At 62.3% G+C, this 15,080-nt stretch carries 13 protein-coding genes and 1 pseudogene; 11 read left to right on the top strand and 3 right to left on the bottom strand.

The window, feature by feature from the left end; translation table 11 throughout:
• The first annotated feature begins 101 nt into the window (after positions 1-101).
• The 11 genes from atpD to VDQ28_RS09835 all read left to right on the top strand — a co-directional run bounded on the left by atpD (position 102) and on the right by VDQ28_RS09835 (position 8,374).
• Positions 102-1,481 (top strand): F0F1 ATP synthase subunit beta, encoded by a 1,380-nt coding sequence (gene atpD, locus VDQ28_RS09885; protein ID WP_323035783.1) that lies wholly within the window; start codon positions 102-104, stop codon positions 1,479-1,481.
• Positions 1,478-1,882, top strand: coding sequence for an ATPase (locus VDQ28_RS09880; protein ID WP_323035782.1), 405 nt, complete (start codon positions 1,478-1,480; stop codon positions 1,880-1,882). The genes atpD and VDQ28_RS09880 overlap by 4 nt, the downstream gene beginning before the upstream one ends.
• Positions 1,879-2,166, top strand: a complete 288-nt coding sequence (locus tag VDQ28_RS09875) for an AtpZ/AtpI family protein (protein ID WP_323035781.1) — start codon at positions 1,879-1,881, stop codon at positions 2,164-2,166. Before VDQ28_RS09880 ends, VDQ28_RS09875 begins: the two co-directional genes overlap by 4 nt.
• Positions 2,163-2,456 (top strand): ATP synthase subunit I, encoded by a 294-nt coding sequence (locus VDQ28_RS09870; RefSeq protein WP_323035780.1) that lies wholly within the window; start codon positions 2,163-2,165, stop codon positions 2,454-2,456. Before VDQ28_RS09875 ends, VDQ28_RS09870 begins: the two co-directional genes overlap by 4 nt.
• Complete coding sequence (locus VDQ28_RS09865; RefSeq protein ID WP_323035779.1) at positions 2,456-3,148, top strand: F0F1 ATP synthase subunit A; 693 nt, start codon at positions 2,456-2,458, stop codon at positions 3,146-3,148. The genes VDQ28_RS09870 and VDQ28_RS09865 overlap by 1 nt, the downstream gene beginning before the upstream one ends.
• Positions 3,145-3,432 carry a F0F1 ATP synthase subunit C gene (locus VDQ28_RS09860; protein WP_323035778.1) on the top strand — a complete coding sequence of 96 codons (288 nt, stop codon included), beginning with the start codon at positions 3,145-3,147 and terminating at the stop codon, positions 3,430-3,432. The genes VDQ28_RS09865 and VDQ28_RS09860 overlap by 4 nt, the downstream gene beginning before the upstream one ends.
• 4 nt (positions 3,433-3,436) lie before the next feature.
• Complete coding sequence (locus VDQ28_RS09855; RefSeq protein ID WP_323035777.1) at positions 3,437-4,204, top strand: F0F1 ATP synthase subunit B; 768 nt, start codon at positions 3,437-3,439, stop codon at positions 4,202-4,204.
• Positions 4,194-5,705, top strand: a complete 1,512-nt coding sequence (locus tag VDQ28_RS09850) for a F0F1 ATP synthase subunit alpha (RefSeq protein ID WP_323035776.1) — start codon at positions 4,194-4,196, stop codon at positions 5,703-5,705. Before VDQ28_RS09855 ends, VDQ28_RS09850 begins: the two co-directional genes overlap by 11 nt.
• Positions 5,689-6,591 (top strand): FoF1 ATP synthase subunit gamma, encoded by a 903-nt coding sequence (locus VDQ28_RS09845; RefSeq protein WP_323035775.1) that lies wholly within the window; start codon positions 5,689-5,691, stop codon positions 6,589-6,591. Before VDQ28_RS09850 ends, VDQ28_RS09845 begins: the two co-directional genes overlap by 17 nt.
• Before the next feature lie 114 nt (positions 6,592-6,705).
• Positions 6,706-7,824, top strand: a complete 1,119-nt coding sequence (locus VDQ28_RS09840) for a hypothetical protein (RefSeq protein WP_323035774.1) — start codon at positions 6,706-6,708, stop codon at positions 7,822-7,824.
• A gap of 139 nt (positions 7,825-7,963) precedes the next feature.
• Positions 7,964-8,374 carry a CBS domain-containing protein gene (locus VDQ28_RS09835; protein WP_323035773.1) on the top strand — a complete coding sequence of 137 codons (411 nt, stop codon included), beginning with the start codon at positions 7,964-7,966 and terminating at the stop codon, positions 8,372-8,374.
• A gap of 2 nt (positions 8,375-8,376) precedes the next feature.
• Here VDQ28_RS09835 and VDQ28_RS09830 read toward each other — a convergent pair whose 3' ends face one another.
• From VDQ28_RS09830 to rpoC, 3 genes and pseudogenes are all read right to left on the bottom strand, one after another.
• The gene (locus VDQ28_RS09830) at positions 8,377-9,114 is read right to left on the bottom strand and encodes a Crp/Fnr family transcriptional regulator (RefSeq protein ID WP_323035772.1); all 738 of its coding nucleotides are present in this window, start codon (positions 9,112-9,114) and stop codon (positions 8,377-8,379) included.
• 227 nt (positions 9,115-9,341) lie between these two features.
• Positions 9,342-10,493, bottom strand: a complete 1,152-nt coding sequence (locus VDQ28_RS09825; protein ID WP_323035771.1) for a hypothetical protein — start codon at positions 10,491-10,493, stop codon at positions 9,342-9,344.
• 317 nt (positions 10,494-10,810) lie between these two features.
• A pseudogene (rpoC, locus tag VDQ28_RS09820) lies at positions 10,811-15,045 on the bottom strand (DNA-directed RNA polymerase subunit beta').
• Positions 15,046-15,080: the final 35 nt, after the last annotated feature.

Raw genomic sequence — 15,080 nt, 5'->3', positions numbered from 1 at the left:
ATGTCGGTACAAGGGCATGATGATTTTGACGAAATGCGAAGGGTTTTGAGGATGGCGCATTTCCAACAATGGGTCGCAAGGCCAGGACGAGCGAGCAGCCCATGACCGAAGCCACCCAACAAGACGGCACCGTGGTCGCCATTCGTGGCGGTGTCGTGGATGTGGCGTTCAAGGACCATGTGCCGCGCATTCACACGCAGCTTGAGGTCGGCGGCGTTGTGCTGGAGGTTGCATCGCTGGTCGGTGACGGCGTGGTGCGCTGCATTGCGCTTGGCTCGGTGCGCGGCCTCGGTCTGGGGGCTGCCGTGACCGATAGCGGCGGCGGAATCATGGTGCCAGTGGGCGACGCGGTGCTGGGCCGGATGCTGAACGTCTTTGGCGAACCGCTTGACGGATTACCGCCGCCAAAAGCCGCTTTGCGCCGGGCGATCCATCAGCCTCCGCCGAAACTGTCTGACCGCGTGCTGCGCGCCGAGGTGCTGGAAACCGGGATCAAGGCGATCGACCTGTTATCGCCCATCGAGCGCGGTGGCAAAACCGGCCTGTTCGGCGGCGCAGGCGTTGGCAAGACCGTGCTGCTCAGTGAACTCATCCACAACACCGTTGAACACTACCACGGCGTCAGCCTGTTTTGCGGCATCGGCGAACGCTCACGCGAGGCCGAGGAGCTGTGGCGCGAGATGGGCGACGCGGGTGTGCGCGACAAGATGGTGATGGTGTTTGGCCAGATGAACGAAGCCCCCGGCGTGCGGTTTCTGGTTGGTAAATCCGCGCTGACGATGGCCGAATATTTCCGCGACGACCGGGGGCAGGATGTTCTGCTGTTGATCGACAATATCTTCCGCTTCGTGCAGGCGGGGTCCGAGGTCTCGGGCCTGCTGGGTCGGATGCCGTCGCGGGTGGGCTACCAGCCGACGCTGGCCACCGAACTGGCGACGCTGGAAGAACGCATTGCCTCGACGCGCAAAGGCTCAATCACGTCGATACAGGCGGTCTATGTCCCCGCCGACGATTTCACCGACCCGGCGGCCGCGCATATCTTCTCGCACCTCTCGGCCTCGGTGGTCTTGTCGCGCAAACGCGCCAGCGAGGGGCTCTATCCGGCGGTCGATCCACTGGCCTCGACCTCGGTGATGCTGACGCCATCGGTCGTGGGCCAGCGTCACTATGACATCGCCCGCGGCGTGCGCCGCACGCTGGCGGAATACGAAGGGCTGCGCGACATCATCGCTATGCTGGGCATCGAGGAACTCTCGGCCCATGACCGCGCCGTGGTCGCCCGCGCCCGCCGCCTCGAACGCTTCCTGACGCAACCGTTTTTCACCGTCGGCGCGGCGGCGGGCACCGTCGGGCGTTCGGTGCCGATTGCCGATACGCTGGACGGTTGCGAGACGATCCTGTCGCAAACCACCTTCGAGCACCCGGAAAGCGCCTATTACATGATCGGCGCTCTGAACGAGTTGGAAAAGGCGGCGGCATGAACACAGACATGCACATCTGCCTGCGTCTGCCGTCCCGGATCCTGTTCGACGGCCCCGCCACCCGTCTGCGCGGCGAGGCGGTGGATGGCGGCTTTGGCATCCTGCCCAATCATATCGACTTCGTCACGGCTCTGGTCCCCTCGGTCCTGTTGATCGCGCAAGCCGACGGGGCGGAACGCATTTTCGGCATCGACGAGGGGCTGTTGGTCAAGAAAGGCGCACAGGTCGAAATCACCGTACGGCGCGGCGTCGAAAGTGACAGCCTCGATGGGTTGCACGACACGGTCGGTAGCCAGTTCGCCAGTCTCGACGACGAAGAACGTGTGGCCCGCGCCGCCCTGTCCCGGCTCGAGGCCGACATGGTACGCCGCTTTGCCAGCCTGCGCGAGGTCAACCCATGACACGGCAAGACGACAAATCCGCCGACTCCATCGGCCAACGCGCACAGCGCATCAAGGACGCCCGCGACAACCCCGGCCCCAGCCCGCTGCGCGGTGTCGGTGCGTTCGGCGTGATCGGCTGGTCGATTGCCGTGCCCAGCGTTGGCGGCGTGTTTCTGGGCCTGTGGCTGGACCGCATCGCGCCGCAGAATTTCTCATGGACCATCGCCTTGCTGCTGGGCGGCGTGGTGCTGGGCGCGATGATCGCCTGGCGCTGGATCGACCGCGAAAGGGGCCGCAAATGAGCACGTTGGACTGGACATGGCTGGGCTTGGGCGCCCTGGCGGGGGCTGTCGCCAGTGTGCTGTTCTTTGCCGGGCTGGCCTGGGGGATGCGGCTGGCGCTGCGCACGGCGCGGCCAACGCCCGTGTTGCTGTTGAGCGCCGCGATCCGCATCGCGCTGCTGCTGGGCGCTGGCTGGCTGATCGCCGCGCAAGGACCGTGGGCGCTGGCCGGCTTTGCCCTTGCCTTTCTGGCGGCGCGCTTTGCCATTCTCGCAATCTTTCGCCGCCCCACGACCAATGAGGCCCGCTGATGGAGCTGACCCCCGACGCCACCATCGTCTTTACCCTCGGCCCTGTCGCCATCAACGCGACGATTTTCAACACCTGGCTGATCATGGCCGCACTGGTTGGCGTATCCATGCTGGTGACACGCAACCTGCGCCCCGATGTGCCGCCGAACCGCTGGCGCACCATGCTCGAGGTGATCGTCGGCGGCATCGTCACCCAGATCGCCGAGGTCACCGACCGCCGCGACCCGCGCATCCTGTATTTCGTCGGCACGCTGTTCTTGTTCATCGTCACCGCCAATGTGCTGACCGTGATCCCCGGCTTTGATACGCCCACCGCCTCGCTTTCGACGACGGCGGCACTGGCGTTGTCGGTGCTGATCGCGGTGCCGCTGTTCGGCATCGGCAGTCGCGGGGTTGGCGGCTATCTGAAAACCTATATCCAGCCCTCGGTCGTGATGCTGCCGTTCAACATCATCGGCGAGTTTTCACGCGGGATTTCGCTGGCGATCCGCCTGTATGGCAACGTCATGAGCGGCGCGGTGATTGCCGCGATCCTGCTGACCGTAGCACCGTTTTTCTTTCCCGTGGTGATGAACATGCTTGGCCTGCTGACCGGCGTCATTCAGGCGTATATCTTCGCCATCCTCGCCACGGTTTACATCTCGTCGGCCACCGCTGACGCCCCAGAACCTGCAAAGGACACCACCCCATGACCGACCTTGCCATCATCGCCGCGATCTCGATCTTTACCGCCGGGTTCACCGTATCCCTCGGCGCCATCGGCCCCGCCCTGGGCGAGGGGAAGGCCGCCTCGACGGCACTCAGCGCCATCGCGCAGCAACCCGATGCCGCCGCAACCCTGTCGCGCACCCTGTTCGTCAGCCTCGCGATGATCGAATCCACCGCGATTTATTGCTTCGTCGTGGCGATGATCCTGCTGTTTGCCAACCCGTTCTGGGATGCCGCCCTGAGTGCGGCGCAAGCTGCCGGGGGCTGAACAAATGTCGATTGACTGGATCACGGTCGGCGCGCAGATCGCCAATTTTCTGGTGCTGGTCTGGCTGCTCAAGCGGTTTCTGTACCGGCCGATCCTGGACGGGATCGACGCGCGCGAGGCCGAAATCGCCGCCCGCATGGGCGAGGCCGCCGCCATTCGGGCGCAGGCCGATGCCAAGGCGGCGGATTTCAAGGCGCAGATCGCGGACCTGTCGGCCAGTCGCGCCGAAATGTTGGATAAAGCCCGCCGCGCCGCCGAGGCCGAGCGTGATGCCCTGCTGGCGCAGACCCGTGAGACCCTGCTGGCCGAGCAATCCGAGCGCGAGGCGCTGCGCGCCGAGGAGGTCCGTCAATACTCCGCCGATCTGCATTTGACCGGGGCCAAGGCGCTGCTGGCGCTGACCCGCAAGGCGCTGGCCGATCTGGCCGATGAGTCGCTGGAACAGCGCATCGCGCTGCACGCCGCGACGCAGCTTCGCGGCATGACCGAGGACCTGCGCGACGCGGCGGGCGACAGCCGCGAGGCCGTCGCCCTGACCCGCGATCCCCTGCCCGAAGAGGTGCAAACCACCCTGCGCGACGATCTGGCGGCGGTGCTGCCGGGCTTTGCGCTGCGGTTCGAGACCGACGCCACGCTCTCGCCGGGTTTGACCCTGCGGTTGGGCGGGGCGCAGGTGGGCTGGACCACCGACAGCTATCTGAACGGTCTGGAGGCGCAGTTGCAAAGCCACGCCGGACGCCGCGCGCCAAAGGGTCTGAGCGATGGCCTTTGACCTGAAAACCACGCAGGACCTGCTCAATGCCCTGCTCGACGCGCCACCCCCTGCGCCCGAGGTCAGCGAGGTTGGCCGCGTCGCCGAGGTCGGCGACGGCATCGCCATCGTCACCGGACTGGCGCGCGCCTTGTCGGATGAAATGCTCGATTTCGCCAGCGGTGTGCAGGGCATCGTGTTCGACCTTGAACCGGGGCGGCTGGGTGTCGTGCTGCTGGGGCCGTCCGAACGTGTCAGGATGGGCGAGGATGTGCGGCGCACCGGCCGCGTCGTCTCGGTGCCGGTCGGGCCTGCGCTGCTGGGCCGCGTCGTTGACGGGTTGGGCCGCCCGCGTGACGGGCTGGGGCCGGTGGACACGCCCACCCATACCCCGATCGAGGCCGAAGCGCCCGAAATCCTGATCCGCCGCGCCGTCTCGCGCCCTTTGGCCACCGGCATCAAGGCCGTGGATGCCGCCGTGCCCGTCGGCCTTGGCCAGCGCGAGCTGATCATTGGCGACCGGCAGACCGGGAAAACCTCGATTGCCGTCGATACGATTCTGAACCAGAAGACCACCGGCGTGATCTGCATTTATTGCGCCATCGGCCAGCGCGGCGATGCCGTGGCGCAAGTGATCGGCGCGATCACCGACGGGGGCATGATGGATCAATCGGTGATCGTCTCGGTCGGCGACGAGGAAACGCCGGGGCTGGCCTATATCGCGCCCTACGCGGCAATGTCGATGGCCGAGGATTTCGCCGCCAAGGGCCGTGACGTGCTGGTGGTCATGGACGATCTGACCCATCACGCCCAAGCCTATCGCGAGCTGTCGCTGCTGCTGCGCCGCCCACCGGGGCGCGAGGCCTTTCCCGGCGATATCTTCTACGTCCACGCCCGCCTGCTGGAACGCGCCGGGCAGTTCAGCGAGGGCAAGGGCTCGATCACCGTGTTGCCGGTGGTGGAAACGCAGGCCGAGAACCTGTCGGCCTATATCCCGACCAACCTGATCTCGATCACCGACGGGCAGATTTATCTGTCGCCGCGTCTGGTGCGCACCAACCAGTTTCCCGCCGTTGATCTGGGCGTGTCGGTCAGCCGAGTCGGTGGCAAGGCACAGGCCCGCGCCTTCCGCGATGTGGCCGGAAACCTGCGCGTCACCCTGTCGCAATTCGAGGAATTGGAGGATTTCGCGCGCTTCGGCACAAGGCTCGACGACGCCACCCGCGCCCGTCTGGCGCGGGGCACCGCCGTGCGCAATGCCCTGCGCCAAGCCGAGCGAGACCCGATCCCGGCCAATGAACAACTGGCGGTGCTGGTGGCGGCGATGGCGGGACTGCTGGACGGCATGACCGAGGGCCAGGCCCGCAACGCCATGCAGGCCATGCGCCGCGCGATCAAGGCCGACGATAGCGGGCTGGCGGCACTGATCGCCGACAATGAAAAGTTGTCCGACGACCTGCGGCAAAAGATACTCGACACCGCAAAAGCGGCGATTGCAGGTGGCGATGGCCCAGACGCTTGAACGCCTCAATCACCGCATTCAGACGATGGGCAGCATTCGCGGCATCGTCAGCACGATGAAAACCATGTCGGCGATCAACGCCCTGCCCTATGAGCAGGCCGCGCAGGCCATCGAGGCCTATCACAAGACGGTTCTGACGGGGTTCCATGCATTCGTGCGCTGCCATGGCCCGCTGCCGGTTGCAACCGACCCGGGATCAAGGGCCATCGTCATTGCCTTTGGCTCTGACCACGGGCTTTGCGGCAATTACAACGAGATCATCGCCGAAGAGGCCCTGCGTGTCATGCAGACATTGGCCCACACGCGCGTTCTGTGCATTGGCGCCCAGATGGAGGACGCCCTGATTGGACAGGGGATCACGCCGGAAATGACCCTCTTGCCGCCCGCGACCGCCGATGGATTGGGGCGGCTCTCGGGTCGTTTGATCACCGTACTGGACACCCTGCACAGCGCCGATGCGACGGCGGGCGTCACGGTGACGCTGGTACACATGCAGCGCGGCGCGCATGGGCAGCAACACCCGATCACAACGCGCCTTCTGCCGCTCGACCCGAAGATGACGGGGCAGCTTGCGCAAACCCCTTGGGACTCGCGCAGCCTGCCGCAGTTCCGGATGCCGGCGCCGCAACTGCTGGCCGCCTTGATCCGCAACCATCTGTTTGCCAGACTGTTCCGCTCGGCCGCCGAAGCCATGGTCACCGAGAACGCCGCCCGGCTCGCCCGGATGCAGCAAGCCGAACAATCCATCGACGACCAGCTAGACGCCCTGACCGCCGAAATGCGGTCAGCCCGTCAAGACGAGATCACCACCGAACTTCTGGATGTCATCATCGGATTCGAGGCCCTCAAGGCCCGCGACAAGCGCAAACAGACCCCGGATTTCTGACCCTCGTTAACCCCGGTCAATGCGGCGCTGCGGCGAGGGGCTATGCTGCAAGGAATACGTCCAGACGGCCATCGGGCCAGACGGATTCCCTGTTGTGCAAGAAAGAAAACCTCCATGCTTTATGTTGATCTGCCGACGTCCCGCGAAATTGGTGAATTGGGTCTGGTGCGCTCGGACGCCTGTGTCTCGATCTATCTGGCGACCACGCCCCTGACCCAGAAAATCGGCAAAAGCCGCACGACCCTGCGCCAGTTGGTCAAGGATGCTACCGACCAGCTGGAGGCGTCAAACCTCGAAAAGCGCCGCATCTGGCCATTGCAGGAACAGTTCGACACGATCCTCGAGGATGACGATTTCTGGGAACATCAGGCCAACGGTCTGGTCATTCTGGCGACGCCGGAAAAGCTGGTCACGTTTCAACTGGCCAGTGCGTTGGTCGACATGGTCGCGGTCTCGGATCGCTTCCATTTGAAGCCGCTGCTGCGCGCCAACACCTTCCCGAATGCCGCCCATATTCTGGCGGTCTCGGAAAACGCCGTGCGGTTGGTCCGGATGTCCAGCGATCTGCCTGCGACCGAAATCCGGGTGCCGGACATGCCCAAAGACGCCGCCAGCGCGGTGGGCAAAGCGACGATCAACGACAGCGGTACTGGCCGTCGCATTCAGGGCAAAGAGGGGCAGAAGATCCGCCTTGGGCAGTATATCCGCAAGATCGACGCGGCGCTGCGCCCGGTGTTGAAAGGGTCCGAGATCCCGGTGATCCTGGCCTCGACACTGCCTGTTGCGTCGCAGTTCCGCGCGCTGAGCCGTGTCGAGCTGCTGGACGACATGATCGAAGTGTCGCCCGACCAGATGACCGAAGCCGAACTGGCCAAGGCCGCGCGCCCCATTCTGGATGCCTGGTACGCGAAACGTCTGGCGGAATTCACCGAGCATTTCGAGTCGCATCTCGCACAGGCCCGGGCGACCAGCGATATCTCGGACGCCGCACGCGCGGCCACGTTTGGCGGCATCGAGACGTTGCTGGTCGATATGGACGCGGTGACACCGGGCACGGTTGATGACGTCAGCGGCGCGGTCACGTTTGCCGAAGGCGACGGCGCCACAAGCTATGGTGTGGTCGATGAAATCGCTGGCCGTGCCTTGCGCACCGGCGCACGCGTTCTTGCGGTGCGCGCGCAGGATATCCCCGGTGGCGCGCCGTTGGCCGCAATCCTGCGCTATGCGATTTGACCCCCCGTGCCGCCCTTGGGGGCGGCACGATCACACCGGAACGCCCCGATACCGACCATCTTGACCCGGGCTGTATCTGGCGCGCCAGCCACTTGATTTCTGATTGGGTCGCTTTGCGTTTTCGACAGGGAGGTCCCGCATGTTGATCCGTCGCGTGATGCGCACACCCGTTACAACCATCACACCAGACACCTCGGTTCGGGCCGCGGCCGCGCTGATGGCGGAACTGGGCTTGGGCGCTTTGCCAGTTTGCGACAATGGCCGACCCATCGGCATCCTCACCGACCGGGATATCGTGATCCGCTGGGTTCCCAACGCGATTGGCGACATCAACATCGGGCGCATCATGTCACCGCAGATCGTGACATGCCTTGCCGACCAGACGATCGAATGCGCCGCGCACCTCATGTCAGACATGCAGATCCGACGGCTTGTGGTCGTGGACCGCGACGGAATAATCGCCGGGATCATCACGCTGGGCGATATTGCCAATGACGCAAGCGAAGAACTGGCAGGTCAGACACTGGGTGAGGTCGTCGAGACGCGGTAAGGTTACCGGCCGCGATGGGCAAGGACAGACTGCTTGAAGGTTTTCAACTCGATATCCGCCACGTCACAAAGCGCGCCGATATCGCGCAGAACAATATCGCCGCTCGTCGGGTATGAGATGATCCCTTCCCTCTCGAACCGTCGCATCGTCCGGCAAACATGGACATTGCTCAGCCCGGTGAATTCACCAATCTTGTGCTGCGTCATCGGAAAAACGAAGCCGTTATCCGTCACCAGCCCGACGGCCTCGAGACGGACATAGAATTCCAGCAGCGCATAGGCGACGCGGCTTGCGGCGCGCCCCTTGCCCAGCCGCAACAAAAGCTCCGAGGTGCGCGCTTGCGTGCGGACAATCTCGGCGGACATCAGATCGCGCAATCTGGCCATCTCGGGCTCGGGGCCGTTGGCCTGCGTCGGCCGAATGCGAATGAACCGCACGTCGCTCAGGGCTTCAATCGAGCACGTCGCAACGGCGGCATTGACCGCCCCGATCAAGGCGAAATCCCCGGGCAACATGACGTCGATAATCTGGGTTTCGCCTTCAGGCAGCATTTTGGAAAACGCCACCCAACCGTCGAGCAACAGCATCGAGTGGTCGGCGAAATCATCCTCATTGACAAGGATCGTTCCCTTGCCAGCCGATTCGATGACAGGACGCGGCCATGCGCGCATGAACACGTCGACCAGCGCGGTGTGAACTTGCCCATCAGCGTGTTCAAGACTCGTGCTTTGACGCAACATTGATGCCGCCCTTTCCGGATGGGCCTGCTTATCCTCCCAAGCATGAGGCATTTGGCTTGAGAACCGTGATTATCACAAGGATGCGCCATGCGCCAGATTGCGCAATCATCCCCAAAAGCGGCCTTTCGCCACATGACAATTAAAGAGGCAGAACGGCGCGCCGGGCCATAGACCCAGAGGCGTCCGCTGCGTCGGATCCTGCCGCAAACATGGCCTCGTCAGGATCTTCACGTCGCAGGAGGCGCGTCCCACCGCGTAATGGCCTTGTCCACTTCAACAGTATTGGCCTCGAGATGCTCTTTGACAGTGTGAACGTCGTCGGCATTCAAGGGAATCCCACACGCCAGTTTGGCCAGGATTTCGATATCATAGAATCGAAGGGCCGCCGTCAGCAGGAATACCTCGTCGGTCAGGTCTGCCGTTGTTGAAGGGGATAACATGTCTGCAATGTTGTCGCTGCCAAGACGAACTTGAACGCCTGCAGCGAGAAGCTCGAGAACCCGGGCGATCGAGTTCCCGGTCGGGGTGCTCATGCCACGCAATTGCCGCATGCCAAGCGCGCCCGATGGACAGCAAATCACCCCGACATTCGCGGCAACCAGTCGACTGACAAGCTCATTCCAGCGGCCCTCGCTATACGTCGAGGGCGAAATCACATGGATGGCCCAGACCATCGGATCCGCGCCCTCGCCCCGATAAATACCGTCTGCCTCAATCACATTCAGCAGGCGTTCCGTCCCGCATTCATTTGGGTGATTGACCTGATCCGTGTGAACCTGAAGCATCTTGTTGTGTCGTCGGGCGAGGTCAAGCATACGGCTACAACATGCCTCGTAACCGATATGATCCGGATAGTCAGCCGTGTCGTCGCGTTCCGGTAGGCACCCGACAAAGCTTGCAATCGGCGCGCCCGCTTCCATAAGCGCCCAGCGTTCTGGCTCGGTATCGCGAAAGCCGAGCGGCGAATACACGGCAGGACGAAAGTCGATTTCATGGGCGCGCGCCCGTGAGATTTCGCGTGCAACTTCCAGAGCACGCAAACCCAAACCATCGGCCGTGACGTCGATGACACTGTCGGCGCGGCGGGTATTGCACGCGATCATGGTATCGAGGCTTTTGTTAATGCGCCCTTCAAGGCTGCTGTTGGAATAGTATTCGCCCTGATGAATTTCGGAAATAAGCCCGTGTTTCTGGCTGAGGGTCAAATGGGAGGCACGAAATGACGTGCGGTCCGAGAACATCGACAAAGTATGCGAACGATCAAGATGAAGGTGCGCGTTGTGGTAGCCTCCCAAGGCATGGACGCTCTGAGAAAGCCGTTCGTAGAAATCTGTTCTGGACAAAATAGGCCTCACGGCTAATCCGGTCAGTCCTGGCATTCCTGCTCAACGGGATTGCGAAATCCTGCATATCAAGTTGGCAATCAATGCGTGAAAAACCGGCATTGGACGCTTCAGGGGTTGAGGGGTTGGACGTGTGGCGCTTGCCTTCCGAATCTTCGGCGCATTCGAGCAGTCTTTCGCGCAAAGGCCAAGTGGCTTTTGCCGCCCGACGATCAATGCCACCGCTTTGGATACCCTCGGCTGCGTTTTGCCATCTGACCCAAGGCATGACCCGCCATAAGGGCAGACATTAAAAACCCCCCGCAGCGCTGGGCTGCGGGGGGCAAGGGCTTTTTTTTTGCTGCGGCGTTGACTTAACGCTCGTCACCGTCGGAGGCGTCGGTAAAGCCATGATCTGCCGATTCAGCCGGCGCTTCAAGCTGCGTGGCCAGGGCGGCCTCGGCCTCGGCGCGGCGCTGTTCGATAACAACCAGATCGCGGTCAGCGGCGATTTTCTTGATCGCCGTGGCAACGCCACCCGTACCCGCCGGGATCAGACGACCCACGATGACGTTCTCTTTCAGGCCAACCAGCTTGTCGCGCTTGCCGATGACCGAAGCCTCGGTCAGCACGCGCGTGGTTTCCTGGAACGACGCCGCCGAGATGAAGCTGCGGGTTTGCAGCGACGCCTTGGTGATGCCCAACAGGATCGGCTCGCCTTTGGCAGGGCGCAGACCCATCGCCATCGCTTTCTCGTTGGTCTCGTCGAACTCGAACTTGTCGACGTTCTCACCCTTGAGCAGCGTGGTTTCCCCTGAATCCAGGATCTCCCACTTTTGCAGCATCTGACGCACGATCACTTCGATATGCTTGTCGTTGATCTTCACGCCCTGCAAGCGATAGACGTCCTGCACTTCGTCGATCAGGTAATTGGCCAAAGCCTCGATACCCAGGATGCGCAGGATGTCATGCGGCGCCGGGTTGCCGTCCATGATGTAATCGCCACGTTGGACGAAATCACCCTCTTGCACGGGGATGTGCTTGCCCTTGGGAACAAGGTAATCAACGGCCGTCAGGCTGTCATCCACCGGCTCGATCGAGATCCGGCGCTTGTTCTTGTAGTCCTTGGCAAAGCGCACATAGCCGTCCATCTCGCAGATGATCGCGTGATCTTTGGGACGACGCGCTTCGAACAATTCCGCCACCCGTGGCAAACCACCGGTGATGTCCTTGGTCTTGGCACCCTCGCGCGGGATACGCGCCAGAACGTCACCCGGCACAACCGCTGCCCCCTCTTCGACCGAGAGAACCGCGTCCACCGACATCTGATAGGTCACCGGATTGCCCGCGTCGTTGCGCATGGGTTCGCCGGTTTCAGGGTCCATGACGATGATCTCGGGCTTGAGGTCACCACCTTTGGGCGTCGAGCGCCAATCGGTCACGATCTTCTGTGACATGCCGGTTGCATCGTCGGTCTCATCGCGCACCGAGATGCCGCTGATCAGATCGACGAATTTCGCAACACCCGCCTTTTCGGCGATGATCGGCAGGGTATAGGGGTCCCATTCATAGAGCTTGTCGCCGCGCTTGACCGCTTGCCCGTCCTTGACGTGCAGTTTCGCACCGTAAGCCAACTTGTGAGCAACCCGCTCAACGCCGTTCTCGTCGATGATGGCGACCTGCATGGAGCGACCCAGAACGATCTGATCCCCCGAGGCATTTTCCAGAACCGACGTGTTGCGGAACTCGATCGTGCCTTGCTGACCAGCTTCCTGGAACGACTGGCTGCCACCCTGAGCAATGCCGCCGATGTGGAACGTCCGCATCGTCAGCTGCGTGCCCGGCTCACCAATCGACTGTGCCGCGATGATGCCAACCGCTTCGCCTTTGTTGACCAGTTGTCCGCGCGCCAGGTCACGACCATAGCACTTGGTACAGATGCCGTCTTCGGCCTCACAGGTCAGCGGGCTGCGGATCTTCATGGATGCAACACCCGAAACCTCGATGGTGTCGGCATCCCGCTCGTCGATAAGGTGGTTGAACTTGACCAGGATTTCGCCGGTTGCCGGATGGATCACGTCCTCGGCAGCGACACGGCCCAGAACACGCTCGGAGAGGCTGGCGACCACTTCACCGTCGTTGATCGCGGCGGTGGCCGTGATGAACCGATCGGTGCCGCAATCATCCATGCGCACGATGCAATCCTGCGCCACGTCCACCAGACGACGGGTCAGGTAGCCCGAGTTTGCCGTCTTCAGCGCGGTATCGGCCAGACCCTTGCGGGCACCGTGGGTCGAGTTGAAGTATTCAAGAACGGTCAGACCTTCCTTGAAGTTCGAGATGATCGGCGTCTCGATGATCTCGCCCGAAGGCTTGGCCATCAGACCGCGCATCCCGCCCAACTGCTTCATCTGCGCAGGTGAGCCACGCGCACCGGAGTGCGACATCATATAGACCGAGTTCGGCTCGAGTTCGCGGCCTTCGGCGTCATACCGCACGGCCGAAATCTCGCCCATCATCTCGCTGGCCACGGCATCCGAACACTTCGACCAGGCGTCAACGACCTTGTTGTACTTCTCACCCTGGGTGATCAGACCATCAAGATACTGCTGTTCGAATTCCTTCACCTGATCGCGGGTCTCATTGACCAGCGTCCATTTGGTTTCCGGGATCAGCATGTCGTCCTTGCCGAAGGAAATGCCCGCCCGGAACGCCTCGCGGAAGCCCATATCCATGATCTGGTCACAGAAGATCACCGACTCTTTCTGGCCGCAGTAGCGATAGACGGTGTCGATGACGTTCTGCACGTCCTTCTTGCGCAACAGACGGTTGACCAGATCGAACGGAGCCTTGGTGTTCTTGGGCAACAGCGCGCCCAGCCGCAGACGGCCCGGCGTGGTTTCATAGCGGATGATGACCTCGTTGCCATGCTCGTCGATCTGCGGAATGCGGCCCTGAACCTTGGCGTGCAGATGCACTTCGCCGGCCTGGAGCGCGTGTTCCACTTCATCGATGTCCGAGAACACCATGCCTTCGCCCTTCATGCCTTCGCGCTGCATGGTGACGTAGTACAGGCCCAGAATCATGTCCTGCGATGGCACGATGATCGGCGAGCCGTTGGCAGGCGACAGAACGTTGTTCGTCGACATCATCAGCACGCGGGCTTCAAGCTGTGCCTCAAGCGAGAGGGGCACATGCACGGCCATCTGGTCACCGTCAAAGTCGGCGTTGAACGCCGAGCACACCAGCGGGTGAAGCTGGATCGCCTTGCCCTCGATCAGGATCGGCTCGAAGGCCTGGATGCCCAGACGGTGCAAGGTTGGTGCGCGGTTCAGCAGAACCGGGTGCTCGCGGATCACCTCGTCAAGGATATCCCAGACCTCGGGACGCTCTTTTTCGACCAGCTTCTTGGCTTGCTTGACCGTCGAGGACAGGCCCTTGGCCTCAAGCCGCGAATAGATGAACGGCTTGAACAGCTCCAGCGCCATCTTCTTGGGCAACCCGCACTGGTGCAGCTTCAATTCCGGGCCGGTCACGATGACCGAACGACCCGAGAAGTCGACGCGCTTGCCCAAAAGGTTCTGACGGAAGCGGCCCTGCTTGCCCTTGAGCATGTCGGACAGCGATTTCAGCGGACGCTTGTTGTTGCCAGTGATGACCCGGCCACGACGACCGTTGTCAAACAGCGCGTCAACCGATTCCTGCAACATGCGCTTCTCGTTGCGCACGATGATATCGGGCGCACGCAACTCGATCAGACGTTTCAGACGGTTGTTGCGGTTGATCACCCGGCGATACAGATCGTTCAGATCCGAGGTCGCGAAACGGCCACCATCCAGCGGCACCAGCGGGCGCAGCTCTGGCGGGATCACCGGCAGCACGGTGAGGATCATCCACTCCGCCGGTTGCCCGACTCGAGGAAGGCCTCGACGACCTTCAGACGCTTGATGATCTTCTTGGGCTTCAATTCGCCGGTGGCTTCCTTCAGCTCTTCGCGCAGCTTGTCCGCCTCGGCCTGCAGGTCGATCGCGGTCAGCATTTCGCGAATGGCCTCGGCACCGATCCCGGCGGTGAAGGCGTCCGCGCCATAAAGATCCTGCGCGTCGAGGTATTCTTCCTCGGTCATCAACTGCGAATAGCCCAACTCGGTCAGGCCCGGTTCGATGACAACGTAGTTTTCAAAGTACAAGATGCGCTCAAGATCGCGCAGCGTCATGTCCAGCATCAGGCCGATGCGCGAGGGCAGCGACTTGAGGAACCAGATGTGGGCGACCGGGCTGGCCAGCTCGATATGACCCATCCGCTCGCGGCGGACCTTTTGCAATGTGACTTCAACGCCGCATTTCTCGCAGACAACGCCGCGATATTTCATGCGCTTGTATTTGCCGCAGAGGCATTCATAGTCTTTGATCGGGCCGAAAATCCGGGCGCAGAACAAGCCGTCGCGCTCGGGCTTGAAGGTCCGGTAGTTGATGGTTTCGGGCTTCTTGATCTCACCGAAAGACCAGCTGAGGATCCGTTCCGGCGAGGCCAGCGAGATCTTGATCTCATCGAACGCCTTGATCGGCGCAACCGGGTTGAACGGGTTGGTGGTCAGTTCCTGATTCATTTTACATTCCTTGAAAAGGCGTCGGGGGAGCGGAG

The sequence above is a fragment of the Pararhodobacter sp. genome, from assembly GCF_034676545.1.
Taxonomy (GTDB): domain Bacteria; phylum Pseudomonadota; class Alphaproteobacteria; order Rhodobacterales; family Rhodobacteraceae; genus Pararhodobacter.
The sequence above is the reverse complement of the archived record's forward strand: the minus strand, read 5'-3'. Positions and strand labels throughout refer to the sequence as shown.